28 protein-coding genes are annotated in these 24,352 nt (G+C 40.7%); 18 read left to right on the top strand and 10 right to left on the bottom strand.

Annotated elements, in window-relative coordinates; all coding sequences use genetic code 11:
* Positions 1-17 precede the first annotated feature (17 nt).
* The 3 genes from LIT25_23800 to LIT25_23790 are packed head-to-tail and all read left to right on the top strand — an operon-like array spanning position 18 to position 2,228.
* Positions 18-1,145: an MBL fold metallo-hydrolase gene (locus LIT25_23800; protein USK33495.1), complete on the top strand. Its 1,128-nt coding sequence runs from the start codon at positions 18-20 to the stop codon at positions 1,143-1,145.
* A gap of 26 nt (positions 1,146-1,171) precedes the next feature.
* The gene (locus tag LIT25_23795; GenBank protein USK33494.1) at positions 1,172-1,399 is read left to right on the top strand and encodes a sulfurtransferase TusA family protein; all 228 of its coding nucleotides are present in this window, start codon (positions 1,172-1,174) and stop codon (positions 1,397-1,399) included.
* Positions 1,400-1,451: 52 nt separating this feature from the next.
* Complete coding sequence (locus LIT25_23790; GenBank protein USK33493.1) at positions 1,452-2,228, top strand: sulfite exporter TauE/SafE family protein; 777 nt, start codon at positions 1,452-1,454, stop codon at positions 2,226-2,228.
* A gap of 35 nt (positions 2,229-2,263) precedes the next feature.
* On the opposite strand, the gene LIT25_23785 is transcribed toward LIT25_23790, so the two are convergent.
* Complete coding sequence (locus LIT25_23785) at positions 2,264-2,623, bottom strand: DUF202 domain-containing protein (protein USK33492.1); 360 nt, start codon at positions 2,621-2,623, stop codon at positions 2,264-2,266.
* Positions 2,624-2,749: 126 nt separating this feature from the next.
* The gene (locus LIT25_23780; GenBank protein ID USK33491.1) at positions 2,750-3,283 is read right to left on the bottom strand and encodes a hypothetical protein; all 534 of its coding nucleotides are present in this window, start codon (positions 3,281-3,283) and stop codon (positions 2,750-2,752) included.
* A gap of 202 nt (positions 3,284-3,485) precedes the next feature.
* Between LIT25_23780 and LIT25_23775 the strand changes: the two genes are divergently transcribed.
* The 7 genes from LIT25_23775 (at position 3,486) to LIT25_23745 (ending at position 11,146) form a co-directional block, all read left to right on the top strand.
* Positions 3,486-4,100 carry a PH domain-containing protein gene (locus LIT25_23775; GenBank protein USK33490.1) on the top strand — a complete coding sequence of 205 codons (615 nt, stop codon included), beginning with the start codon at positions 3,486-3,488 and terminating at the stop codon, positions 4,098-4,100.
* 136 nt (positions 4,101-4,236) lie between these two features.
* The gene (locus LIT25_23770) at positions 4,237-4,833 is read left to right on the top strand and encodes a TetR/AcrR family transcriptional regulator (GenBank protein USK33489.1); all 597 of its coding nucleotides are present in this window, start codon (positions 4,237-4,239) and stop codon (positions 4,831-4,833) included.
* A gap of 31 nt (positions 4,834-4,864) precedes the next feature.
* Positions 4,865-6,472: an AarF/ABC1/UbiB kinase family protein gene (locus LIT25_23765; protein ID USK33488.1), complete on the top strand. Its 1,608-nt coding sequence runs from the start codon at positions 4,865-4,867 to the stop codon at positions 6,470-6,472.
* Positions 6,473-6,966: 494 nt separating this feature from the next.
* On the top strand, positions 6,967-7,773 hold the full coding sequence (locus LIT25_23760; GenBank protein USK33487.1) for an SGNH/GDSL hydrolase family protein: 807 nt from the start codon (positions 6,967-6,969) through the stop codon (positions 7,771-7,773).
* Positions 7,766-8,683, top strand: coding sequence for an ABC transporter ATP-binding protein (locus tag LIT25_23755; GenBank protein USK33486.1), 918 nt, complete (start codon positions 7,766-7,768; stop codon positions 8,681-8,683). Before LIT25_23760 ends, LIT25_23755 begins: the two co-directional genes overlap by 8 nt.
* Positions 8,676-9,656, top strand: coding sequence for an ABC transporter permease (locus LIT25_23750; protein USK33485.1), 981 nt, complete (start codon positions 8,676-8,678; stop codon positions 9,654-9,656). The genes LIT25_23755 and LIT25_23750 overlap by 8 nt, the downstream gene beginning before the upstream one ends.
* Before the next feature lie 464 nt (positions 9,657-10,120).
* On the top strand, positions 10,121-11,146 hold the full coding sequence (locus tag LIT25_23745; GenBank protein ID USK33484.1) for an NERD domain-containing protein: 1,026 nt from the start codon (positions 10,121-10,123) through the stop codon (positions 11,144-11,146).
* A gap of 19 nt (positions 11,147-11,165) precedes the next feature.
* Here the strand turns inward: LIT25_23745 and katA are convergent, their stop codons facing one another.
* Positions 11,166-12,623, bottom strand: a complete 1,458-nt coding sequence (katA, locus tag LIT25_23740; protein USK33483.1) for a catalase KatA — start codon at positions 12,621-12,623, stop codon at positions 11,166-11,168.
* A gap of 289 nt (positions 12,624-12,912) precedes the next feature.
* Between katA and LIT25_23735 the strand changes: the two genes are divergently transcribed.
* Positions 12,913-13,833, top strand: a complete 921-nt coding sequence (locus LIT25_23735) for a cation diffusion facilitator family transporter (protein ID USK33482.1) — start codon at positions 12,913-12,915, stop codon at positions 13,831-13,833.
* Between the two features lie 259 nt (positions 13,834-14,092).
* Here LIT25_23735 and LIT25_23730 read toward each other — a convergent pair whose 3' ends face one another.
* Positions 14,093-14,413, bottom strand: coding sequence for a metalloregulator ArsR/SmtB family transcription factor (locus LIT25_23730; protein ID USK33481.1), 321 nt, complete (start codon positions 14,411-14,413; stop codon positions 14,093-14,095).
* Positions 14,414-14,654: 241 nt separating this feature from the next.
* Here LIT25_23730 and LIT25_23725 point away from each other — a divergent pair, with 241 nt between their 5' ends.
* The 5 genes from LIT25_23725 (at position 14,655) to LIT25_23705 (ending at position 17,507) form a co-directional block, all read left to right on the top strand.
* A complete protein-coding gene (locus tag LIT25_23725) occupies positions 14,655-15,137 on the top strand; it encodes an ArsR family transcriptional regulator (protein USK36395.1) in 483 nt (160 codons plus the stop codon).
* 27 nt (positions 15,138-15,164) lie between these two features.
* Positions 15,165-16,145, top strand: a complete 981-nt coding sequence (locus LIT25_23720) for a DUF294 nucleotidyltransferase-like domain-containing protein (GenBank protein USK33480.1) — start codon at positions 15,165-15,167, stop codon at positions 16,143-16,145.
* Positions 16,142-16,873 carry a 3'-5' exoribonuclease gene (locus LIT25_23715; GenBank protein ID USK33479.1) on the top strand — a complete coding sequence of 244 codons (732 nt, stop codon included), beginning with the start codon at positions 16,142-16,144 and terminating at the stop codon, positions 16,871-16,873. The genes LIT25_23720 and LIT25_23715 overlap by 4 nt, the downstream gene beginning before the upstream one ends.
* Positions 16,874-16,985: 112 nt before the next feature.
* Positions 16,986-17,210: an acylglycerol kinase family protein gene (locus tag LIT25_23710; protein ID USK33478.1), complete on the top strand. Its 225-nt coding sequence runs from the start codon at positions 16,986-16,988 to the stop codon at positions 17,208-17,210.
* 60 nt (positions 17,211-17,270) lie between these two features.
* Positions 17,271-17,507 (top strand): hypothetical protein, encoded by a 237-nt coding sequence (locus LIT25_23705; protein USK33477.1) that lies wholly within the window; start codon positions 17,271-17,273, stop codon positions 17,505-17,507.
* Positions 17,508-17,544: 37 nt separating this feature from the next.
* Here LIT25_23705 and LIT25_23700 read toward each other — a convergent pair whose 3' ends face one another.
* Positions 17,545-17,868 carry a hypothetical protein gene (locus tag LIT25_23700; GenBank protein USK33476.1) on the bottom strand — a complete coding sequence of 108 codons (324 nt, stop codon included), beginning with the start codon at positions 17,866-17,868 and terminating at the stop codon, positions 17,545-17,547.
* Positions 17,869-17,977: 109 nt separating this feature from the next.
* Here LIT25_23700 and LIT25_23695 point away from each other — a divergent pair, with 109 nt between their 5' ends.
* A complete protein-coding gene (locus LIT25_23695) occupies positions 17,978-18,457 on the top strand; it encodes a TlpA family protein disulfide reductase (protein ID USK33475.1) in 480 nt (159 codons plus the stop codon).
* A 38-nt stretch (positions 18,458-18,495) separates the two neighbouring features.
* Here the strand turns inward: LIT25_23695 and LIT25_23690 are convergent, their stop codons facing one another.
* The 3 genes from LIT25_23690 to LIT25_23680 all read right to left on the bottom strand — a co-directional run bounded on the left by LIT25_23690 (position 18,496) and on the right by LIT25_23680 (position 21,322).
* A complete protein-coding gene (locus LIT25_23690; protein USK33474.1) occupies positions 18,496-19,509 on the bottom strand; it encodes a putative sulfate exporter family transporter in 1,014 nt (337 codons plus the stop codon).
* A gap of 153 nt (positions 19,510-19,662) precedes the next feature.
* On the bottom strand, positions 19,663-20,883 hold the full coding sequence (locus LIT25_23685; GenBank protein ID USK33473.1) for an MFS transporter: 1,221 nt from the start codon (positions 20,881-20,883) through the stop codon (positions 19,663-19,665).
* 4 nt (positions 20,884-20,887) lie between these two features.
* A complete protein-coding gene (locus LIT25_23680) occupies positions 20,888-21,322 on the bottom strand; it encodes a MarR family transcriptional regulator (protein ID USK33472.1) in 435 nt (144 codons plus the stop codon).
* A 145-nt stretch (positions 21,323-21,467) separates the two neighbouring features.
* Here LIT25_23680 and LIT25_23675 point away from each other — a divergent pair, with 145 nt between their 5' ends.
* The gene (locus tag LIT25_23675) at positions 21,468-21,770 is read left to right on the top strand and encodes a hypothetical protein (protein USK33471.1); all 303 of its coding nucleotides are present in this window, start codon (positions 21,468-21,470) and stop codon (positions 21,768-21,770) included.
* A gap of 36 nt (positions 21,771-21,806) precedes the next feature.
* Here LIT25_23675 and LIT25_23670 read toward each other — a convergent pair whose 3' ends face one another.
* Entirely contained in the window at positions 21,807-23,156 is a 1,350-nt protein-coding gene (locus LIT25_23670) for a GntP family permease (GenBank protein ID USK33470.1), read from the bottom strand.
* 150 nt (positions 23,157-23,306) lie between these two features.
* Positions 23,307-24,152: a MurR/RpiR family transcriptional regulator gene (locus tag LIT25_23665; protein USK33469.1), complete on the bottom strand. Its 846-nt coding sequence runs from the start codon at positions 24,150-24,152 to the stop codon at positions 23,307-23,309.
* Positions 24,153-24,352: the final 200 nt, after the last annotated feature.

Genomic DNA, 24,352 nt, shown 5'->3' with positions numbered 1-24,352 from the left:
GTAGGGGGTAAAATGAGATGACTTTACAAGCTATGACCGCAAAAGAAGTAACACAAAAAGTGTTTAACAAAGTACCCTTATTTATTTTGGATGTGCGCAACGAAAGCGATTTTCAGGATTGGAAGATCGAAGGTGAAAACTTCAGTTATTTGAATGTCCCTTATTTTGATCTGCTTGATGGAGTAGAAGAAATTACGGGAAGCATTCCGGAGGATCAAGAAGTGTTAGTTGTATGTGCGAAAGAAGGATCATCCATTATGGTAGGCGAAATGCTTGCAGAGGAAGGACTGACTGTTTCTTATCTAAAGGGCGGAATGAAAGCCTGGAGTGAGCACTTAGAGCCTGTGAAAGTTGGAGATTTAAAGGAAGGCGGCGAAATTTATCAATTCGTCCGCATCGGCAAAGGCTGTCTTTCTTACATGATCATCTCTAATGATGAAGCGGCAGTTATTGATTCTGCGCGTATGACAGATGTTTACCTTGATTTTGCAAAGGAAAAGGGTGCAGCAATTAAACATGTATTTGACACGCATCTTCATGCCGATCATATTTCAGGCGGCAGAATCATCGCTGAAAAAACGAATGCAGCATACTGGCTGCCTACAAAGGATGCAGGTGAAGTTACTTTTGAATACAAGCCATTAGAAGGCGGAACAGATGTAACAATCGGAAGCACAACAATTAACATTCATGCCCTATATTCTCCTGGCCACACAATTGGATCTACATCCTTTGTGATTGATGAGAAGTTCCTGCTATCAGGAGACATCTTATTCATTGATTCAATTGGAAGACCTGATCTTGCAGGCATGGCAGAAGACTGGGTGGGAGATTTGAGAGAAAGTCTTTATACCCGCTATAAAGAGCTATCTGTAGAGTTGATTGTTCTTCCGGCACATTTTATGATTATAGATGAATTGAATGATGATGGCAGTGTTTCCGAAAAATTAGGAGTACTATTTGCAAAGAACCACGGTTTGAACATTGAAGACGAAAACGAATTTAGAAAGCTCGTCACGGAGAATTTACCGCCTCAGCCAAATGCTTATCAGGAAATCCGTAACACAAATATGGGGAAAATCAATCCTGATGAAGAAAAACAGCGTGAAATGGAAATTGGGCCAAACCGCTGTGCAGTAAGATAATTTAAAATAAAAGGAGGAATTTAGACATGGAAACAGCAAAAGTATTAGATGCAAAAGGACTTGCATGTCCGATGCCGATCGTGAAAACAAAGAAAGCAATGAATGACCTTGAAAGCGGCCAGGTGCTTGAAATTCATGCAACAGATAAAGGGGCTAAAAATGACCTCGCTGCATGGGCAAAATCAGGCGGACATGAGTTGATTAAACACGAGGAAGAAAATAGCTTGTTCAAGTTCTGGATTAAAAAAGCATAAATAGAAGGGAACCGGATAGGGTTCCCTTTTCTTATAAGGGAGAGGAACAACAATGGATTTTGCATTCATCATAGTTATTTTCTTAATCGGTTTTATCGGTTCATACATCTCTGGTATGCTCGGAATTGGCGGCTCTATTATCAAATATCCCATGCTCCTCTATATTCCGCCGTTGTTTGGGTTAACGGCTTTCAGTGCACATGAGGTATCAGGCATTAGTGCTGTTCAAGTTTTCTTTGCAACTATAGGAGGGGTATGGGCATACAGAAAAGGCGGATACTTAAATAAAACGCTGATCATTTATATGGGCGCAAGCATTCTAATCGGGAGTTTTATCGGCGGATTTGGTTCGAAGACAATGTCTGAGGAAGGCATCAACCTCATCTATGGTATCCTCGCATTGATTGCGGCCATTATGATGTTTATTCCTAAAAAGGGGATTGATGATATTCCGCTTGATCAGGTGACTTTTAATAAATGGCTTGCTGCTGTTCTTGCCTTAATTGTAGGTGCAGGATCCGGTATAGTAGGGGCCGCTGGAGCATTCTTATTGGTGCCGATTATGCTTGTTGTGCTGAAGATTCCTACACGCATGACGATTGCATCTTCCCTCGCCATCACGTTTATTTCATCTATTGGCGCAACAGTAGGAAAGATCACCACAGGCCAGGTTGACTATTACCCTGCACTAATCATGGTTATCGCAAGTTTAATTGCTTCTCCTCTTGGAGCGATTGCCGGTAAAAAAGTAAATACGAAGGTACTTCAAATGATTCTGGCGGTAGTGATTTTTGCTACTGCGTTGAAGATTTGGATGGATATTTTATAAGAACAGCAGCGGGTTATATTCCGCTGCTTTTTTGGTTAAATGATCATCATAAAATAAAATGCAAACCCAAGTATGAATACTAAAATAATAAAAGAGAGAAAAATAACAATATTTTTTGAAGGCTCAAACGTCTGGGCATCAATCTGTTTCATCTTTTTCAGATAGTCATACGTGGAAAAAAGGACAATCGCAATTCCTGAGATGATAGAAACTATACCAGTACCTATTGTGATCACATCAGCAAGAGAGGAGAGCTTAGACAAAAAGGTAAAATGGATGTTTGTCATCAAAAATCCAATTCCGATAATAGCAATAGAAGTTCTGATCCATGCGAGGTAGGTCCTTTCATTCGCAAGATGCTGCTGTATGTAATTTGAACTGACCGTCTTATTCATTCTTCACACCTCATTAGTAAGCTTCTATCCTTATTAAATACAATACAGTGTATTTATTCAACATAGTTGTAGCGGCAAGGGGAAAAATGGGCAAAGGACACCAGGAAATGGGTGTCCTTTTTAGTATCAGTATTTTGTCTCTCCAATGGCAGATATAATCGAACCGATTGCCTGAATCCAGCTTCCGGCTACGTTGAGGTTTCCCGGATCTTCATTCCGCAGCTCCATGCCTCCAGCTATGGCCTGCATTGAATTCCCTATGACTTGCAGAAGATTGCCGTAGATATTATATAACTGTTCTATCGATCTTTCCTCTCCAAATGCATCTGCAAGAGCCGCTCCGCCGCCTGTTGCCTGCAGGAGATTACCTTGAACATCAAGGAGTGTTTGAGTTCGTTCACTGAAATCAATGATGATTCCTGTGATCACTGTTGAATTTCCGATTGCCTGAATGATATTCCCGAGTTTATTTAAGTTAAATGTTTCTTCTGTATCAGCGAGTATAGCATTGCCAGTGCCTTGCAGAACATTTCCCCATAAATTTAAATTTTCAAGCTGCTGGTCTGTGAGTACTTTTGAGGGTGTGCTTCCAACGGCTGCAGTAACTGTTCCAATTGCCTGGATCCATGCTCCAAATACCGCTTTATCTTTATTGCCCATAGCTTGACCGCCTGCTCTACAGTTCTCCTAAAGGTTTATTCAATAGGATATGCAGAGCCGGAAATACGTGTACGTTTTTTTTATTGTCTTTCTTTAATTTAGAAAAAGTGTCTCAAACATTTGCAAGCATAAATAACAGTTTTCAATCTCACAGTCTCTTGTTAAAATTAGGGAGATGCTAAACAAGGAAGGATGAAAAGGCATGTTTAAAAAACTAGCTTCAGAGGCATTAGGGTTATCCGATATTGGTACGATTATCAGTCCGGCTGATTATGACAAAACGGATGCAGATGATTATGTGATGCATGAGGATAATGAGAAGATCTATTTTTTAATTAAGACGAAGGCAGATGAATACTGCTTTACAAATCTTTCTTTTATTCACGTAGACGGTGCAAATGCTGTTTCTTCTAAAAGAACATTAAAACGTTATCCTTACGCACAGTATAAATTTTCAGATGTACTGCTTGAAACAGCAGGAAAAATTGATATGGATGTAGAAATAAAATTCAGCCTCGGCAGCCAAAGGTTTGATATTGATGTAAGGAAAGATCAAATTGAACAGCTGAAGGATTTATATAAATCTCTCCTTCGCATTGCTGAAATAACACATGAAAATGCTATATACATAGATATGGCATCAAGCAGTCTGGATAAAGCTGTTAATATCCTTCAAAATTCAAGAACGGACAATAACAAGCTATCCGATACTTACCGAGATTTAACCGACTTTGGCTTTACGTGGATGACTTCTGTACGCGAGCAATATCATATTAAAGATTTTGGCGAGGTTTTTGAGAAATATATCAATAACTGATGATTGAAAGTCTTCTCGGATTCGGGCAGGCTTTTTTTATTTGTCGAAAGAAAAAGATGGATTAAAATGGATTTTAAAAGTATTATGTGACTATAAAAACAAATAAGTCACAAAGATTCAGAGAGGATTGAATACAATGCCAAGAGCATTTACAGAACACGAAAAACAAAGAATCAAAAAAGCATTGCTAGAAAAAGGCAAAGAAATGCTTGAACTTCATGGGATTCGCAAAACAAACGTTGAGGATTTAACGAGAGCAGCCGGAATATCAAAAGGGGCTTTTTATAAATTTTATCCATCGAAAGAAGTGATGTTCTTCGAAATCTTGGAGGATCTTGAAAAAGAGATGCGAAAGACATTTTTCAGTGATCTTCTTGTTCAGGGACTTTCACCAAGGGAGAGCTTTCAAACAAAAATGAAAGGAGCTCTTACATTTATAGATGAAAATCCGTTAATGGGAAAAATGAATTCGGAAGAAATGCATCATCTGTTGCGAACTTTGCCAAAGGAACAAGTGGAAGCTCATACACAAAATGATGATCTTGAAATCGGAGCATTAGTTCTTTCATGGAAAGAGGACGGATATTTGAACGATCATCATCCAGAGACTGTAGCAGCATTGCTGAAAAGTATATTTCTGCTGGCGCTGCAGAAGCAGGAAATCGGCTCTGAATATGAACGGGTGATGGCAATGATGCTTGAGATGATGAGTCAGTATTTGATAAGGGAATAACACTTGATTCACTAAGCGGAGGGGAAGATAAATGAAAAATCACAGTAAGTCTTATCGAATGTGGAAGATTCTCTCATTTGCGTTCTCTATTTTTATACAAGTCTATTGGTACAGGATCAGCCGGAAATCGGAAGAAGAGTGGGAAAGGTTCTGGGAAAAGACAGGATGCCGTTTTCGTGAAATCCTATTCGAATTAAAAGGGTTGCTGATTAAGGCAGGGCAGCTGCTGAGTATTCGCGCAGATCTGCTGCCGAATGGATTTATCCGGCAAATTCAGGATCTTGTTGATCATGTTCCTCCTTCGCAATGGAAAGAGATAAAAGAAGTGCTTGAAAATGAGTGGGGAGGCCTGGTTGAAGACAAATTGCAATCCATCGATAACGTAGCGGTCGCTTCCGCTTCAATTGGAGAGGTTTTCAGGGGCAGGCTCCTGGATGGATCAGAAGTTGCCATAAAAGTTCAGCGTCCAGCGATCAGATCGATTGTGGACGTGGATTTTCGCTCTCTTTCCATCATTTTTTGGTTTGCCCGCCGCTTTGCCCCTGTGCCTAAAGGGTTTATTGATTTTAACCTGCTTTTTAAAGAGATTAAGCAAGTCATTGAGAGGGAGCTTGATTTTGTAAAGGAGAAGGAGTCAGCCTGCTTCTTCCGGGAACGGTTTAAAAACACGGATAAGCTTATCATTCCCTCCGTGTATGATGAGCTTTCCACCTCGAAAGTACTTGTTATGGAATGGGTGGAAGGCAGGCGGGTAACGGATACTGAATTTGTTGAAGCCCATCATATTGACAGGTTGGATGCTGCAGAGAACCTAGTTGGAATTTTTCTTCCGCAGTGGCTTCAAGCGGGCATCTTCCATGCTGATCCTCATTCGGGAAATGTCCTTTTGAAAGAGGATGGAACCATCATCCTGCTTGACTTTGGAATGATTGGAGAAATATCTAAAAAAGATGCAGCTCTTTTTCAGGAACTTCTAGAGGCAATATTGCTCAAAAATTATTCTAAGGCTGCAGACAGTCTATCGAAGCTTGGTTTTTTACTTCCAGGCGCAAACCTTGCGACAATTGAAAACCTTCTTGAAGAGGCGCTGTCATTTCAATTTAGCCAGCTGAAAGAGCTCGATATGATTGCACTAAATAAAGAAGTGAATGAAATGGTCAAATCACTCCCTGTTCAAGTTCCCACAAGATTTGTTTTTTTAGGACGCTCAATTGCGGCTGTTGAAGGGATCATTCACTCTCTATTGCCTGGCAAAGAAACTCTGGACGTTATTAAACCGGTATTTATAGATTGGATGAAACATAATTCACCGAATCAATGGAAGCTCCTTTTAAAATGGGTTTCTGCTCTCCCGTTTTTTCAATTTGTTCCTTTGTTGGCAGGGCTGCTTGACGCACCAAAAAGGCGGCTCGATCTTGAAGAAAGAATGCAGAAGAAGGATTTTGTTTTTAAGATCTATGAAAACCAAAAACGCCGGCATTTCTTTTTATGCTTTATTGGAATAGCTGGTTTCTTTGCGGGATACCATTTACAGAATCCTATTATCTGGTATGGTTCCTCAGGCATTGCCGGGGTTTCGTCTATCTTGTATTTCTCATGCGGAATCAGACAGAGAAAGTGGCTGAAAGCTTTGAAATAAGGATCACTCCCATTGACAGAATATGAAAATTATATTAACAATGAGAATCATTCTCTATTATAATGACGAAGGACTTATTGAAAACTATTATCAGGCGACAATTCAGGGGGAAACCAGCAGGATCAGCTTGAAAAAATAAAGGAGTTTCATTCAAATCCTCTTTTTGATCCTGTTTATGGAGATATTGTTTTATACAGGCTCAAGGAACGATAAAATAAGAGAAAGACTTGCTGATCTCGCAGCAAGTCTTTCGTTATTAGTCTCCAATCAAATCCTCCATTTTGAATTCTTTAACTCTAGTAGCATACTTCATCCACAAAACTCTTTAGCAGGACAATACCCTGTGAATAACTATGTACAAAAACTAAATATGGCAATTACTTGAACAAACCTGCTGATTATCAGAAAATGGAAGCATTCTTAGTTGCTTATATGTTTTGAAATCATGTAAATTGATGGGTAACAAGTTTTTAATTAGGAGAAAAGGTGATCGTTTGAAGATAAATACAGCGAAGTTTATTACTATCTTATCCGTACTGGCGACAGTTTTATGGATTTTCGGCTTGGGCTGGACGATAAACAATTATTTTTTCAGCAAACCGGATAGTCAAGTAAAACAGGATTCAACTGCTGAAGCAAAAGTGAGCGGCACGGATGAAGACTATCAAATTGTAGCGCTTGGCGATTCATTGACACGGGGAACAGGTGATCAGTCAGGCAAAGGATATATTGGCTATTTAGTAGATGAGCTTAAAGAAAAAACAGAGCGGGAGATTAAGCTTTCTAATTTAGCAATTAAAGGCCAAGTCTCAGATCAGACAGTAAAGCAGCTCCAAAAACCTGAGATCAGAAGACAGGTCAAAGCGGCAGATGCAATTGTGATGACCATTGGCGGAAATGACCTCTTTCAAGGCGGACAGGCACTTGAAAATTTATCTTCTGCGGAAAATGATCAGGCTAAAGCGAGTTATTTAATGAACTTAGATAAAATCATTCAGGAAATACGCAAGGTGAATTCAGAAGCAGCCGTTTATTACGTTGGCCTCTACAATCCCTTTAATGATTTGGAGGATGCAAAAACAACTTCTGCCATCGTGCGGCAATGGAATTTTGATTCTGCCGAAATTGCAGCGAAATATCCAAAAGTTGTCATGGTTCCGACATTTGATTTATTTGAGCAGAATGTAAATGATTATTTGTACAGTGACAAGTTTCATCCCAATTCGGAAGGTTACAAGCTAATAGGAGAACGGCTGTCATCTTTGATCGTATTCAGCGGGGAGGATAATCAGGATGACTAATTCAAATGAAACACTGGTTGTTGAAAATCTGCGGAAGAAAATAGGCAAAAAAGAAATCATCAAAGACATCTCTTTTAAGCTTCATAGGGGAGAAGTATTTGGATTTCTGGGCCCAAATGGCGCAGGCAAAACAACAACGATCCGCATGCTCGTCGGATTGATCAAAGCAACATCCGGCAGGATTACCATCTGCGGCCACGATCTTAAATCAGATTTTTCAAATGCGATCAAAAATATCGGCTGTATTGTTGAAAATCCGGAGCTGTATCCTTATTTGACAGGACTTGAGAACCTTCACTATTTCTGGAGAATGGTTCCCGGCCTTCCAAAGGAGCGGATTGATGAAGTAGTAGAGCTTGTCGGTCTGCAAAATCGAATTGGCGACAGGGTAAGCACCTATTCCCTTGGAATGCGCCAGCGCCTTGGGATTGCACAAGCACTATTAGGCAAGCCGAAGGTGCTGATTTTGGATGAGCCCACAAACGGACTTGATCCTGTCGGCATTAGAGAGATGCGGGAATTCATTCGCTTTTTAGCGGAAAAAGAAGGCTTAAGTGTCCTTGTTTCCTCCCATCTGCTCAGTGAGATTCAATTAATGTGTGACCGGGTTGCGATTATTTCAAAAGGTGCCATTCTTAAGGTCGACACCGTTCGGCATCTTCTTGCTGAAAAAGAGCGAGTCATCTGGAGACTTGATCCTTTTGAAAAAGGAAAAGCCATCTTAGCGGCGGAAACAACCTTGATTACCGATTATGATGACAGGATCGTTACCCATAATGAGGAAGAAAGCATTCCTGATTGGAATGAGAAATTAGTTCGAGCAGGTGTAAAAGTTCGGGAGATCCAGACAAAACTGCCTACACTTGAAGATTTATTTATCGAGCTGACTGAAGGTGAAAGCATTGATTAACCTCGTCTATAATGAAATGATCAAAATTATCCGGAAGAAGCGGCTTTTTATCATTGCCGGAATATTAGCCGTACTAGTCGGACTTTTCACATATGCACAAATGAAAGAAGCTAAAACCCTTCAAGAAGAATTGGGAACAACCGACTGGCGTTCTCACTTGCAGCAGGAAATTATCAATGCGCAGAACAGGTTAAGCTCAAGCGGCATCTCAGCTGAATGGAAGAAATATCTGCAAATTCGGATGGAGCAGCAGCAGTATTACCTGGATAACGACATTAATCCAAGTGCTCCCGGAGCACCAACCTTTATGAGAATGTTTGCGGAGAATTCCATTGACCTCCTGCTGCCGCTGATGGTCATGGTCATCGCAGCCGATCTCGTCTCCTCTGAGGCAACAAGGGGAACAATCAAGCTGCTGTTAACAAGGCCGGTAAAAAGGTGGAAAATTTTATTAAGCAAGTACATCACATTAATTTTGTCGGTTTCTTTTATCGTCTTATCACTCGGACTACTTTCCTATCTCATATCAGGAATCGTCTTTGGATATGGCGGCTGGAATATGCCGATCCTAACTGGGTTTACAGTCCAGGGTGAGGACTTGAACACCGATCAGGTCCGGTTGGTTGAACAGTGGCAGTACATTTTGATGGAGCTCGGGCTAGTGTGGTTCGTGGCGCTTGTCGTCGGAACCCTGACCTTTACTCTCTCCGTGCTTATGAAAAGCACCGCCTCTGTTATGGGAGTGATGCTCGCCGCATTGATTGCAGGAGCCATTCTTGCCAATATGGTTTCCTCATGGGAATCAGCCAAGTACTTTTTCATGGTCAACCTAAGACTGACCGATTATGTAGCAGGCATGGCGCCTCCTATCAACGGGATGACACTGGGATTTTCCATGAGTGTCCTCAGCATCTGGGCAGCAGCCGGGCTGATTGTTTCGTTTATAGTGTTTTCACGCAGGGATATTTATTGAGTTGGCAGCCGCTTTGGAGCGGCTGTTTTTATGTATCGTGGATTTAGATATAAAAGGGTGACTTCAGCTAAAATAAAGAAGTATCAGATAGAAAATAGAAATGTTGGCTAGATACAGTCATTAGCTGAAACGTGTTATTTTCGTCTTGGCTAAAAAAATCCCGAAATCGGCTAGAAATTCTTCATTTTCGGCTAAAAAAATTCGGATTTCAGCTAAATGTTTAATGAACTAATCGAATTTATATTATCATTTTGAAACTTGCAAATTTTTAAGTATGCCGTACCTTTTTAATTACCTGCTAAAATACTCTTTTATAAGGAAATATCTTTCAATTAGCTTGGATAATTTTATATTTTATGCAGCGAAAAACAGTTTTTCTTCCATGAAAACTCAAATATTCAGCGGTTACAACGATTTAAAGATACAGTACAATTACATCATCCTAATCTATAAGGGGAGATGAAATGATCGTTAAATCTCACTCAACCCCAGTTTATATTCATAAACTTGAAGCATTGTTAAGAAGACTGCCTCCTGATGATCATAAAAGAACCCATATTAAAGAAGTTTTAGCAAAAAGAATGGCAGGTTATAGGGGAGAGCTAAGTATTGATTATCCGCTTAGTTTTCTTGCTGAAGAAGACTACTTCATATTTCACGATATTAGAATTTTTGATGGAACACACTATTTTCAGATTGACACTCTTATCCTGTCAAAATGGTTTATTCTCGTTCTGGAAGTGAAAAATATTGCAGGGAAAATTTTCTTTGACTCTCATTTTCATCAGCTTATTAGAACTCTAGATGAGAAAGAAGAAGCATTTCCTGAACCAATTCTTCAGGTTGAGAGACAATGCTTTCAATTTACTAAATGGCTTCAGCTGAATAAATTTCCGTTTATCCCTGTTGAACCGCTTGTCATCTTTACAAGCCCGCGTGCCATCCTCAGAACTTTGCCGGACAATCAGCATATCTTTGAAACAGTGATTTTGAATGCAAAACTTCCAGCGCAAACCGAGACACTTCGAAAAATTCATCAGAAAGAAATGTATACTTCTAAACTCATTCAGAAGCTTTCAAGAAGGATTGTAAAAGAGCATTGTCCAGCAGATGTAAATATTCTTCAGCAGTTCACAATCAGTCAGAAGGAGCTTGTTAAGGGTGTCTTTTGCCCGGCATGTTCAGCTTCGCTTATGCGGAGAGGCAGGGGAAGATGGATATGCCGGGAGTGCTCTTTTTTTTCAAAAGATGCTCATATTGAATCTTTAAGTGACTATAACCTGCTTATTAGTCAAAGTATTACAAACAAAGAGCTACGAAATTTCCTCAATCTATCATATATTCATATAGCCAGCAAACTCCTAATATCTTTGAATTTACCTGTTACCGGTGAGACAAGAAATCGTTCCTACAACCTTAAATCAATGAAAAAAAAGCACCCGCCAACAAAGCGGATGCAAAATGAGAATAAAATTGAGAACGAATTGTAAAGCTTTTACTTCAATTTACTTAAACCTGCTGCGGAACCTGAAGTCCAAGTCCCTGAGCTACACGCTGTCCGAATTCCGGATCAGCTTTATAAAGATGCGTGATTTGACGCAGTTTGATTTCTTCTTTTGTGACGGGAGCCATTGATTCAATGTAGTTTTGAACAAGGCGTGCGCGCTCTTCTTCACTTTGGAGACGATAGAGATCTCCAGGCTGAGTGTAGTGATCGTTATGATCGTAAGAGACGCTGTCTGCAATGCCTTGAACAGGGAAAGCAGCCTGCTTGTTTTCAGCTGATTCTGCTGGTCCGCCGCAGCTGTTTGGCTCGTAGTAGACAGAGCTGCCGCCGTTGTTGTCAAAGCGCATTTGACCGTCACGCTGGTGATTGTTTACTTCATTTTTAGGACGGTTAATCGGCAGTGCCTGATGGTTCGCACCTACGCGGTAACGGGCTGCATCATGGTAGGCAAATAAACGGCCTTGAAGCATCTTGTCCGGAGATACATCGATTCCAGGGACAAGTGTTCCGGGTGAGAATGTAGCCTGCTCAACTTCTGCAAAGTAGTTTTCAGGATTACGGTTGAGAACCATGCGTCCAACCTCAATTAACGGATAGTCTTTTTGAGACCAAACTTTTGTAACATCGAATGGATCGAAGCGATATGTGTCTGCATCTTCTAAAGGCATGATTTGTACATACATTTTCCATGCAGGGAAATCGCCTTTCTCAATTGCATTAAATAGGTCCTCAGTATGGTAGTCCGGATTTTCTCCAGCAATTTTAGCTGCAAGTTCCGGAGCGAGGTTTTGAATGCCCTGTTCTGTTTTGAAATGATATTTGATCCAGACGCCGTCGCCTTCAGCATTTGTCCATTTAAATGTATGACTTCCGAAGCCATGCATATGACGGAACGTTGCAGGAATCCCGCGGTCAGACATCAAAATCGTTACCTGATGAAGAGATTCTGGTGAAAGAGACCAGAAATCCCAAACTGCATCTGGGTTTTTAAGATGTGTTTGCGGATGACGCTTTTGTGTATGGATGAAATCCGGGAATTTAATCGCATCGCGAATGAAGAAAACAGGCGTGTTGTTTCCGACCAAGTCATAGTTTCCTTCTTCAGTATAGAATTTCAAAGCAAATCCGCGCGGGTCGCGCACTGTATCAGCTGAACCGTTTTCGCCGGCTACAGTTGAGAAACGGACGAACATAGGTGTACGTTTACCAACTTTTGATAAGAAGTTTGCTTTTGTATATTTTGTTACATCATTTGTTACTTCAAAATAGCCATGTGCTCCTGCACCTTTTGCATGAACGACGCGCTCAGGCACACGTTCTCTGTTAAAATGTGCAAGCTTCTCTAGAAGGTGGACATCCTGAATTAACGTTGGACCGCGAGAACCTGCTGTTATTGAATTCTGGTTGTCCCCGACAGGCGCACCCCAACTAGTAGTAAGATTTTTTCTCTCATTACTCATAAATCGAATCACCTCATAGTTTCATATTATTTAACCTATTTACAATGATAACATCTATCAGTAAAAAATCAATACTATTTTATAATTATTATAAATAAATAGTCTATAAAATAGTTTGAATAATTCAATATTATAAATTCGGACTTAAATGGTAAAATCCCTTCTCCTAACTTTATTAATGAAAAAAATAGGGTATGTGAATTATAAATATAGCTTGCAAATCTTGAAATAATTTGAAATAATTAATATATGAACACATACTCATATAATGAGGATCGGGGAGATTAAAATGGGACACTCGCATAATCATCAAGGTCATGAGGGACATCATCATCATCATACAAGCAATAAAAAAGCACTCCTTCTGGCATTTTTAATTATCACTCTATTTATGGTTGTAGAAGTGATCGGGGGTTTGCTGACGAATAGTCTGGCGCTGCTGTCTGATGCAGGACATATGCTCAGTGACGCAGCTGCATTAGGGTTAAGCTTTCTAGCTCTGACTTTTGGAGCAAGAGGAGCTTCAGCATCTAAAACGTTCGGCTATAAAAGGTTTGAGATTTTGGCTGCCTTTATTAACGGCCTCTCCTTAATTGTGATTTCAGTCTATATTTTCTGGGAAGCGTATCAGCGGTTTATCGATCCGCCTGAGGTCATCAGTTCTGGTATGCTCTTGATTTCCAGTATAGGTCTGATTGTGAATATTGCTGCTGCTTTTATCCTGATGCGCGGAGATAAAGATGAGAATCTGAATGTAAAAAGTGCTTTTCTGCATGTTATAGGTGATATGCTTGGTTCGGTGGGCGCGATTATCGCGGCGCTTCTCATTATGTTTTTTGGCTTTGGCCTTGCAGATCCGATTGCAAGCATTATTGTTGCCGTGTTGATTATTATCAGCGGATTCCGAGTGACGAAGGAGTCTTTTCATATTTTAATGGAAGGTGTACCTGGAAATCTGAAAACGGACGAAATTCGGGCTGCTCTTCTAACAATAGAAGAAGTGTGCGGCGTCCATGATTTGCATGTGTGGTCGATAACATCAGATTTTCCGGCGCTAAGCTGTCATTTAATAGTAGAGAGCGGGGAGAATCAGCAGGACTTATTGAAAAAAGCAAACCGTATTTTGCATGATCAATTTGGACTGCACCACACAACGATTCAGATTGATAGGAAGGATTCAACTTGCTGCGGGGATGATCACTGTAATTAGAAAAGAGACACGGTCGTGTCTCTTTTTTTTGCAGATTGGTTTTGTTTTATTTAATTGGGTTTGACTAAATAAAGTCCAAAATCAGCTAATAAAAACGGAAATTCCACTATAAAAAGTTGAATTTCGGCTAATAAATTGGCTAAAAGTTTAAATCAAGCTGAACGGATTCGTGTCATTAAGGATCCCAAATTTCAAGTTTTGCTTGTGAAGGCTTTACCGCCCAACTCCTAGGCCAGAACAGCCGGTTCCGCATTTCGTTTCAGTGCCTGGCATGCTCAATCATCTGCTTCAAAAGCCCGATAACGTGTTCGTCGTCATGTGAATAGAATAAGGTTGTTCCTTCGCGGCGGAATTTCACGAGGCGGAGGTTTTTTAGAAATCTTAGCTGGTGGGATACGGTTGATTGGAGAAGAGATAATGTTTCAGCAATTTCATTTACGGACCGTTCACCTTGAGTGAGCAGGTTTAATATGCGGAGCCGTGTTGGGTCTGACAGCGCCTTGAAGGTCTGGGAAGAGATGAAGAGGGTTTCTTCGTCCAGATCATGAAACGTGTCTGCTTCTTGTTTTTCTTTTTTCATCGTGGGTCTCCTTCTGACTTCTTGTGTAGTTATCATTATAGGGAAGATTATCTATTTACACAAACATTCAAATAATTGTTTAACTGTTCATATTATCGTGCATATACTTTAATCAAACAAACGTTTGAATGAATAGGATGTGATGAAGTGAAGCCTGCAGGATGTGTGTGAAATAACTTGTGTGGATTCGGAAAAAGTGGAACGGGTTAAGAACAAGCTTCGAGGACAGGAAACGGCTAATGTGGCGGAAATTTATAAAGCCCTCGCTGATGATACAAGGTTGAAAATTGCTTATGCGCTTTTAGAAGAAGAGGAGCTTTGTGTCTGTGATGCGGCGAATATCGTCGGGGCTACGACTGCGACGATTTTCGAAAAGAGAAAAATAGACGATCCAATCTACGCCTTATCCATTCATGGCGCAGCAGGGGTTTGGGGTACGATTTCAACAGGATTTTTCGCAGCACCTGAACTAGCGACAGTTGGAAAGCCGGGATTATTCTATGGCGGAGGCATTGAACAATTAGGTGTTCAGATTATGGGTGCAGGCGTATCCGGGGCTTATGCTTTTATCGTTTCATTTATCATTCTCTTTGCCGCTAAAAAGCTGATGGGCGGTCTTCGTGTAACGGAAGAAGAAGAAATTATGGGGCTTGATATGAGTGAGCATGGAAGTTACGGCTATCCTGAAGTATTCTTATCAAAAGAGGATAAGATCAGCTCTTAATTCCGGAGCGAAAGGGAAGTGCTGTAAATGGGAGAAAGCTACGAATCGATTCGTGCATGGAAAGATGAAGAGATAAATAAATATACATCTGATACGCACTCATTAAATCAATTTCACGATCAAGTCATGCGGGCGGTTTTTAACGTATCTCTGCAAAGGGTGAAGGAGGAAAAGGGGACTCCTCCTTCACCCTTTACATGGTTTGTCATGGGGAGTGCAGGGAGATATGAACAGGGGGTCATCAGTGACCAGGATCATGGAATGGTTTATGAAAAAAGCGGTACGGATGCAGATCAGTACTTTCTGGCACTTGGAAAAGAAGTTTCCTTAGGTCTTCATATTGCAGGATATCCTTATTGCGAAGGAAAAGTCATGAGCTCAAATCCTGTCTGGTGCAAATCGCTTGGAGCTTTTGAAAAACAGCTGTCAAAATGGATGGATGAAGTCAGCTTCGAGTCAATGCGGTATCTGCAGATTTTTGTTGATGCAAGAGTTTTAGAGGGAGAAGAAGCATTTATTGACCATTTAAAAAACGTCATTGATGAATGCCGGAAAAAGTCTCCGAAACTATTAAAACGGTTTATGGATAATATCATGCACCTCAAGCCTTCTGTTGGTCCTCTTGGGCAAATCTTTACTGAAAACAGCGGCCCTTATCAGGGATCATTGAATTTAAAGCAGGCTGCGTTTTTGCCGTATGTAAATGCGGTAAGAATCCTTGCCATTAAAGAAGGAGTATTAGCCGCATCAACTTTGGACCGGATTGATGAACTCAGCAAAGACGAATTTTATCGGAATGAGCTGAGAGACTATAAAACCAGCTTTGCAAATCTGCTGCAGTTTCGGATGTTTAATTTAAAGAGAATCCAAGATTACGATGATGTACATTACCTTCCCATTCAAAAGCTCAGCCGTGCGGAGAGAAAAGAAATGAAAACCATCCTGAAAAACGGGAAAAAGCTGCATCACTTTGTGCAGGGAATCATTGAAAAGGGTGTTCATAAATGAAGACGAATCCGTTCGTTCATTTTATAAGAGAAGTGCACGGAAAGTTTCAAACGAGCGTATTTGGAACTGCTCAAAGCGGGCAAAACTCCCAGCAAATCGCGTTTTTGCGTCAGCTTCAGCGCGAAATGAAAGCAGAGGAGGCGCTGTCGGTTCCATTAGATGATCTGAATGTAGTTGTCTTTGATATTGAAACAACCGGATTTTTCCCAGAGCAGGGGAATGAAATCATTGCAATCGGAGCAGTTAAGGTGAGCGGGTGCACGCTGAAGGAAGAGGAACGTTTCTACTCGCTTGTCAGACATGAAAATGGGATGTCCGATGAAATCCGTGAGTTAACGGGCATTACTGATGATGACTTAAAGGATGCGCCTTCCCTTGAAGAAGCCATGATCGAATTTTATAAGTTTGTAAAAGGAGATACACTTGTTGCCCATCACTCTTCACATGAAAAAAACTTTATGCAGCATGCAAGCAGGAAACTGTTCCGTGCACCTTTTAAGCACCGGATTGTGGACACTTCTTTTTTATACCGCATCGCTGAACCGAATTCAGAGTATGTAAGACTTGAAGATTGGTGTGATCATAAGCAGATTCCTGTTATAGACCGTCATCATGCGTTAGGCGACGCCATCTTGACAGCGAAATTATGGTGTAAATATGTAGAGGATGTAAAAGGGCTCGGCTGCAGAAACCTGAGGGATATTTATGAACGGATTGCCATCCTGTGATAAGGAACATTACTTCAGTAAAAGGAGTAATGTTTTTTTGTACGACGGTTCAATTTGTCTATTTTAGGGGTAAGGTAAATTATAGGCATTTTAAGTCGAGGGGGAAAATGGTTTGAAGCAGGCAATGTTAATTGTAAACCCATCTTCAGGAAAGGAAAAAGGGACTGAATATACGGAACATGCTTTTAAAACAACGAATAAAATGGGCTATGAAACAGAGCTCCATGAAACAAAAGGCGAGGGAGATGCAATGGAGTTTGCCCGGGAAGCCTGTGAAAGAAAGCTTGATTTTGTTGCGGCAATGGGCGGGGACGGTACTATAAATGAAGCAATATGAACAGGACCATCGGCCTTTATTCGGTTGGTGACGGATTTTCATGCAGCAGGACGGAGAGACTTGGCTATTTCAGGTGTGATTCGTCTTTCGAACTGGGACATCTTCGTGCCAAAGGGGCTTTCAATCGGAAAAGAGCGGCACCTGGCGGATTCTTTTTATAAAAAGAATCCTTTCGAGCAAACGATGCAATTGAGTCTTGGCCATTTGCAGGGAGATTATCTTGTGGAAACCTGCCCGTCTAAATTTCAGCAGAACGGAAAGCTGTATAACAAAGGATATATCCTGCTTTCAAAATGAAAAAGCTGATCTTCATACAGATCAGCTTTTTTGTCATTTAATCTACTCTATATTTTAAGTAACTGTAGTTCTCTGTCGGCTTCACTTCAACCGTTTTACCATCTGCATCTTTAAGGATTTCAAACTCCTGATACGTTTCTACCCAATATCCATCTTTCACTTCTGATGAAATTTTCTTATCCTCGTACACTGTAAAAAGCGGCTGCTCCTTTGCCGCAGTCGCTGCTTCTTCTTCAGCAGCCATAGGAAAGGATCCTGTTTCGATATTTCTTGCCTGAAATGAATCTAAATAGGCCATCGTTCCAATCAGGAGGACGAGAAAAAAGAGGGTGAAGATTTGTGAACTTGTTTTAGACAGCAACACCAGCCGCTCCTTTCAAAAACATCTTAATTCATATGTACGCTCGTCTCACAGGAATATGTCCATTCTTAAAGGAGAATGATAAGGATAAAAAAGGAAAGTGATTTAGATGGCACGAATAATTCTGCTCGCTGTACTGCTCAGTCTTTGTCTTCCGCTGGAACAATCTGCTGCAGCAAAAGCTCCTGAACTTAAGCTTTCGGATATCAATCAGAAAGAACATGAAATAAAACCGCCCTACGATCAGCCCATTGTTCTGAATTTCTGGGCATCCTGGTGCGGTCCCTGCAAAATGGAAGCACCTGATTTAGTGAAGCTTGCTGAGAAATATAAAGGTCAGGTGAAGATTTATGCCGTCAATATGACCAATCAGGATTCAGAAGAAGGAGCGTATATGTTCGCTAAAGACTATGGATTTTCATTTCCTGTTTTGCTTGATAAGACAGGGGAAGCTTCTTCACTATATAGAGTAGCGGCGGTGCCTACAACCTTTTTTGTGGATAGGAATGGCGAAATTGCGAGTGTGCTGACTGGGTATGGAGGGACAGAGCTGCTTGAGAAGCGGGTTAAGGCATTAATAGCTCATTAATACGAAGGACCGATCGTAATTGACCGGTCCTCCTTTTTTTAATTAAGCCCAAGCAATAGGACTAACCCATACCCCGCAGCAGACAGCAGCACAGACCCTGTCAAACCGGCAATCAACGGCTTAGAGCCAAGCTTTTTAAAAGTCTTTAAGTTTACGTTTAATCCAAGTCCAGCCATGGCCATTCCAATTAATAGATAGGAAAAAGAGACAAGGAAAGAGGCAGTTTCCTCTGAAGCAATTCCAGCTGTATTCAACCCGCTCATGAAAAGGAATCCTAGAATAAACCAAGGAATAGGCAGGGAAGAGGGAGCACCTTCTGTCTTTTTTTCTCTAAAAAGGATTCCGACTATCAGAGCAGAGGGTACAAGCAGGGCGACACGGGTTAATTTTACGATAATAGCTATATCTTCTGATTCGGTTCCTCCAATCGATGCCGCAGCTACGACATGTGCAATCTCATGCAGCGTTCCTCCGGAAAAAGCACCGAAACCATAGGGTGTTAGATTTATAAAAGAATATAAAAAGGTGTATAGCAGAGTAAAGGCCGTGCCTAAAATGGCAATGGTTCCTGCACTTACAGCTGTCTCCTCATCATTCGCCTTCACCAATGGGGCAATTGCTGCAACTGCTGCAGCCCCGCAAATTGCGGTTCCACATGCGGTGAGTATACTGATTTTCTTATCCACTTTGAGAAAGCGGGAAAGAGTATATACCAGGGGTATGGTAAAGAGGATTACGATTAAGGAAAGGATAAACACGTTAATTCCAGCTTGATAGAGAGCTGTCAGGTTTAATCTCATTCCGAGAAAAATGATGCCGAGGCGCAATAGCTTTTTACTTGAAAAAGAGGCTCCTGTAAGCACTGGTTCACTTATTCCGGCAGAAGCTCTCCACAATATTCCCAGAATCATGGCGATGATAAGGGGTCCTATAACGGAAAATAAGGAGAAACTTGCTATATAAGAAGCAATAGCTGCAAATATGAATGTCAGCAAAATCCCTTGCATAAAAGGAAACTGCTGATGTTTTAGCTTTGTTTGACTGTTCAACATGATGTACACTTCCTAAGCAATTTGTTCTTAAGATAACTTTATCAACTTCATAACTATTAGTAAAATAAATATAAATTATAATATTTATTAGTAATATTGATAATAGGGGGTCTTCAAAAGAAAAACCCTTGATTATAATCAGAGGTTTTAAGATCAGCCATTCGCTTTCAACAGCGGTGCACTGCTTTCATTCTTGTATTTCAGACTCGTTTTTTTACCATGCAGAGCATAATAAACAGCAAGGCCTCCCAAGATGAAAAATGAACTGAAGAAATACAGGGAACTAAATTCAATTTTTGTCGTGATGACACCTACAAGGAAGGAGCCAATGCCGATTCCGATATCAAAAATGGATAAGAAGGTAGCAGTGGCAAGCCCTCTTCTTTTAGGTTCCGCAGATTGTATGGCTATCGTTTGAAAGCTTGGAAACAAAGTTCCCCAGCCTAAGCCAATAAGAGCTGCCGACAGTAAAAAGCTTAATGATGTATCTGCCATGCTTAGAAGCACCATGCCTGATGCAAAGCAAACAATCGCCGGATAAATGATGACATTTGCCCCGTATTGATCAAACCATCTTCCCGTGAAGGGCCGTGCAATTAACATGACGATAGCATATACCACAAAGAAGTAGCTTGCTGCTTCAAATAAGCCAATTTGTTTCGCATAAACCGAAACAAACGAAAGAATAGAAGCGTAGACAAGGGCAAATAAACCTGCAACAATAGCAATCGAAATGGCTGTTGGTTCAAATAGTCCTTTCAAGCCTTTGTTATCGATTGAAGGCACCACTTTGCTGCTTGTTTTTACAGGCTTTGGCATCTTGATTATAAGACATGAGAACAGAGAGAAAAAGGCAGTGAAGATACAGATGCCGAACATCGCTGCTGTTCCCCATTGTTCCATTGCAGTAAGTCCGAGAAACGGACCGATGACCATTGCAAGGTTCATTGACATCGCATAATAGCCCATTCCTTCCCCGCGCCTGGATTCTGGAATAATATCTGCAACAATTGCCCCTGCAGCTGTTGTAGCCATTCCAAATCCAATCCCATGAAAAAAGCGGAGAAGATACAATCCGTTCATTGTATTTGTAAAATAGTAGAGAAGAGATCCTAAAGCAAAGATAGAAAGAGAGGATATCAGCACAATCCTTTTTCCGCAGAGCTCAATCCACTTTCCTGCAAAAGGGCGGATGACAATCGCTGCCAGAAGAAAAATTGTCACGATCAGTCCTGCTTGTGATGGCTTGCCGTTTAAATCATGAAGAGAATAGATTGGAAGAGTAACAAGCAAATAGTAAAACGTTAAAAACAGAAAAAAGCTGCTTAAAGAGATAGAGAGAAAATCTTTTGTCCATAGTTTTTGTTCTTTCATACTTTCATCCCCGTTCTGAATTTCTTATGTGCTGAAGCCACTGCTGGATGTATGTCCGGAGAGGATCTTGCATGTCATCAGGAATTGCTTTAAGTAAGTCATTCTCCATTTCTAATACGGATTTTTCCCATAGCGCATAATCATTTATTGCTTTATCTGTAAGCTTTATATGCTTTGTCCGTTTATCTGAACCTGGGATTTGAATAACATACCCTTGCTTCACAAGTCTCTGAATCGTCCGGGTCATTGGCGGAGCTTCAATTGAGAGGTAGTCACAGAGATCTGTCTGTGTAAGTGTTCCATATTTTTTTAAGGTGAATAAAACGGTCCATTGTGCACTGAACAGGCCATAGGGCTGTAAAACCTCGTTCAGCCGTTTTGTAAGCTGCCTTGATAGCTGCTGAATGGAGTGGAAAATATTCTGATCAATTTCTGACATATTATTTCTCCTCGCAAATTAGTTACCTAGGTAATTATAACATAGAATACTAGAAAAGTTACCTGGGTAACTATTGGATAAACTTCTTTATAGAATTCATCAATTGTGAGAAAATGTAGAGGAGTTTAAAGGAGCGTGATCAGGCATGATTGTTATGCTCGTTGTTGTTTCTTTTATTTATGCCATGCTAGCTGTCATCTATACGGTTTTTTTTATTGAGGCAATTGCTGAGCAAAAGCGATACAAGCTTCAGCATCTCCTGCATATTATCTTTTGGTTCACAGGAGCGTTTGTGCTTAGCATATATCATGCAGGCACGCATCTGTACTGGATGATTTATTTGCTCGTCTCCCTATCAATAGCAGCTGCCGGCTATTCAGTCAGTTATTTTCGAGGAAAACAGATCATTGATAAGACTGTGATTCAATTAATTAAAATCAGACCATAAAAAAATCCTCAAGCAATCGCTTGAGGATTTTTCTTCTTATACAAACATACTTAACAATAAGATAAATACAAGTGCCGCAACTGAAATGATAGTCTCAAGCACTGTCCACGTTTGAAGCGTTTCTTTAACAGTCATCCCAAAATACTCTTTAATCATCCAGAAACCTGAATCATTAACGTGAGAAAGAATGAGTGAGCCAGCGCCTGTTGCTAATACAAGAAGCTCAAGGTTTACATCCGGAGCTACTGCTGCAATTGGAGCAACGATACCGGCTGCTGTCATCATGGAAACAGTGGCAGAACCAGTTGCAATGCGAATCATCGCAGCAATTCCCCATGCAAGGAGAATCGGAGAAACATTCGATTCCTGCGCAAGCTGTGCAATGTAATCACCAATGCCTGAATCAAGTAGAACTTTATTAAACGCGCCGCCTGCACCGATAACTAATAGAATCGTAGCAGTAGGAGCCAAGCAGTCGTTTGTCAGTTTCAAGATTTTATCACGGTTCATGCCGCGGAAGAAGCCAAGACTGAAGAATGAGTAGACGGCTGCAATTAATAGAGCAACAACAGGATCTCCAAGGAATCGGAAAACTTCAAATGCTGTGCTTTCTTTTGATAAAAACAGCTCTGCAATCGAAGCAGAAAGCATTAAGAAAACAGGGATTAAAACCGTGATAACAGTATTTAAAAATCCAGGAAGCTCTTTTTCATCTTTTTGTTCTGTCAGCTGATCCCCAATTTCCTTTGGAACAGTTTTGTGTATGCGTTTACCAATCCATTTACCGTAAACAGGACCTGCTAAGATTGCAGTCGGAAGACCAACAATAATCGAGTAAAGAATCGTGGTGCCTACGTCAGCTTTGAATATTCCAACAGCTGCCATTGCGGCTGGATGCGGAGGAACTAAGCCGTGCACAACAGATAAACCAGCTACAAGCGGAACACCAAGGCTGACTAAAGAAACTCCAGTACGGCGTGCAATTGTGAAAACAAGCGGGATTAAGAGAACGAACCCAACCTGGAAGAAAACAGGTATCCCAACGATGAAAGCAACAAACATCATTGCCCAGTGAACATTTTTTTCTCCGAATTTTGCAATCAGAGTATTGGCAATGCGCTCAGCACCGCCTGATTCTGCCATCATTTTACCAAGCATTGTACCTAGTGCAAGAACAATTGCAAGAAACCCTAACGTATTTCCCATGCCGGCTTTAATCGAATCAATGATGCCAGGAACCTCGGGATTAGTAGAAATAAGCGGCATTCCAGTCGCAAGACCAACGCCAATAGCGGTTACAATTAACGCGACAAAAGGATTCAGCTTTGCCACAGTTATGAGCAGTAGAAGCGCAACGATTGCTGCGAAGACGATGAGTAATAGCATGTATAAAATCCTTTCTTGTTTAAAAATTTGAAAGCACTTTCAACTAGTGATTCCGATTATATGAAAAATATTTTTTAAAATCAATACATTTATGAAAAAATATTTTATTTTCAGAGGGCGGAAAAAAAAGAGAACCAAGAGGCTCTCTCGTTATACGCGTGTTTCCGAAATTGCGTCACGAACTTTTTCCAATGATTTTTTTGCGTCATCTTTGTTTGAAATCATCATGTTTACATAAAGAGCATCAATCAGACTGAGCTGGCCAATTCTTGAAGCGAGCGCTTCTGACCGGTATTCCGTTTCCTCAGAGCTGGTAAAGAGAGCGACATCTGCATTTTGGCCGATCGGTGATTTTGGAAATCCAGTAATGCCAATGGTTTTTGCTCCATTTTTTTTAGCCGTATTCATCACCTTAATTGTGTCCTTGTTCGTTCCTGAGTGAGAAATAACGACAGCAACATCACGGTCTGTCAGCTGGGAAGCCGACATCAGCTGAAAGTGCGAATCGATGAACGCATAGGCCGAAATACCAGTACGTATAAACTTATGATAGGCATCCATAGCTATGATGGCCGATCCTCCCGTTCCATAAAAATTAACGTGATTCGCGTTTGTGAGAATGCCGGCGGCTTTTTTTATGGAGGAAAAATCCAATATCTGAAGTGTGTTTTCGAGTGTTCTGATATTTGAATGGAAAACCTTTTCAGCGACAGCCTTTTCATTGTCATTGTCATTAATTTCCTCGAGGATTTGCTGAATCGGACTCATGATTTCAGAGGCAAGAGCAATTTTCATGGCCTGGTACCCTTTAAAATCTATGCGCTTACAAAAACGGAAAACAGTTGCTTCTGCAACGCCAAGATTATCGGCCACTTCGTTAATCGTGCTATGAATAATTTCTTTTGGGTTCTCCAAAATATAATTAGCAATCTTTTTTTCTTTTTCACTTAACCTTGCATAATGAGAACGAATACTTCCTAAACAGTTTTGCCCCATAAAGTATGACCTCGCTTACATTTACTAAGAAAAGCGGAAGCGCCAAGGCCCGCTCCTGCAGACGTTCTAGCTGGGGAGTCTGGCGCTTCTGCTAGACATGAATACGGAATCTTAAATATATTTTATCCTTCCGAAAAAAAGTATAGCATAAAAAGAATATGAAAAAAAATTTCTTGAAAACGATTGCAGAAGAAAAAAAT

Source organism: Bacillus sp. F19, assembly GCA_023823795.1.
GTDB lineage: Bacteria > Bacillota > Bacilli > Bacillales > Bacillaceae > Bacillus_P.
The sequence above is the reverse complement of the archived record's forward strand: the minus strand, read 5'-3'. Positions and strand labels throughout refer to the sequence as shown.

Bases quoted from the DNA above. Each gene is read 5' to 3' on its own strand.
- LIT25_23800 (USK33495.1), top strand. From the start codon at position 18: ATGACTTTACAAGCTATGACCGCAAAAGAAGTAACACAAAAAGTGTTT.
- LIT25_23795 (USK33494.1), top strand. From the start codon at position 1,172: ATGGAAACAGCAAAAGTATTAGATGCAAAAGGACTTGCATGTCCGATG.
- LIT25_23790 (USK33493.1), top strand. From the start codon at position 1,452: ATGGATTTTGCATTCATCATAGTTATTTTCTTAATCGGTTTTATCGGT.
- LIT25_23785 (USK33492.1), bottom strand. From the start codon at position 2,623: ATGAATAAGACGGTCAGTTCAAATTACATACAGCAGCATCTTGCGAAT.
- LIT25_23780 (USK33491.1), bottom strand. From the start codon at position 3,283: ATGGGCAATAAAGATAAAGCGGTATTTGGAGCATGGATCCAGGCAATT.
- LIT25_23775 (USK33490.1), top strand. From the start codon at position 3,486: ATGTTTAAAAAACTAGCTTCAGAGGCATTAGGGTTATCCGATATTGGT.
- LIT25_23770 (USK33489.1), top strand. From the start codon at position 4,237: ATGCCAAGAGCATTTACAGAACACGAAAAACAAAGAATCAAAAAAGCA.
- LIT25_23765 (USK33488.1), top strand. From the start codon at position 4,865: ATGAAAAATCACAGTAAGTCTTATCGAATGTGGAAGATTCTCTCATTT.
- LIT25_23755 (USK33486.1), top strand. From the start codon at position 7,766: ATGACTAATTCAAATGAAACACTGGTTGTTGAAAATCTGCGGAAGAAA.
- LIT25_23745 (USK33484.1), top strand. From the start codon at position 10,121: ATGATCGTTAAATCTCACTCAACCCCAGTTTATATTCATAAACTTGAA.
- katA (USK33483.1), bottom strand. From the start codon at position 12,623: ATGAGTAATGAGAGAAAAAATCTTACTACTAGTTGGGGTGCGCCTGTC.
- LIT25_23735 (USK33482.1), top strand. From the start codon at position 12,913: ATGGGACACTCGCATAATCATCAAGGTCATGAGGGACATCATCATCAT.
- LIT25_23730 (USK33481.1), bottom strand. From the start codon at position 14,413: ATGAAAAAAGAAAAACAAGAAGCAGACACGTTTCATGATCTGGACGAA.
- LIT25_23720 (USK33480.1), top strand. From the start codon at position 15,165: ATGGGAGAAAGCTACGAATCGATTCGTGCATGGAAAGATGAAGAGATA.
- LIT25_23715 (USK33479.1), top strand. From the start codon at position 16,142: ATGAAGACGAATCCGTTCGTTCATTTTATAAGAGAAGTGCACGGAAAG.
- LIT25_23695 (USK33475.1), top strand. From the start codon at position 17,978: ATGGCACGAATAATTCTGCTCGCTGTACTGCTCAGTCTTTGTCTTCCG.
- LIT25_23690 (USK33474.1), bottom strand. From the start codon at position 19,509: ATGTTGAACAGTCAAACAAAGCTAAAACATCAGCAGTTTCCTTTTATG.
- LIT25_23685 (USK33473.1), bottom strand. From the start codon at position 20,883: ATGAAAGAACAAAAACTATGGACAAAAGATTTTCTCTCTATCTCTTTA.
- LIT25_23680 (USK33472.1), bottom strand. From the start codon at position 21,322: ATGTCAGAAATTGATCAGAATATTTTCCACTCCATTCAGCAGCTATCA.
- LIT25_23675 (USK33471.1), top strand. From the start codon at position 21,468: ATGATTGTTATGCTCGTTGTTGTTTCTTTTATTTATGCCATGCTAGCT.
- LIT25_23670 (USK33470.1), bottom strand. From the start codon at position 23,156: ATGCTATTACTCATCGTCTTCGCAGCAATCGTTGCGCTTCTACTGCTC.
- LIT25_23665 (USK33469.1), bottom strand. From the start codon at position 24,152: ATGGGGCAAAACTGTTTAGGAAGTATTCGTTCTCATTATGCAAGGTTA.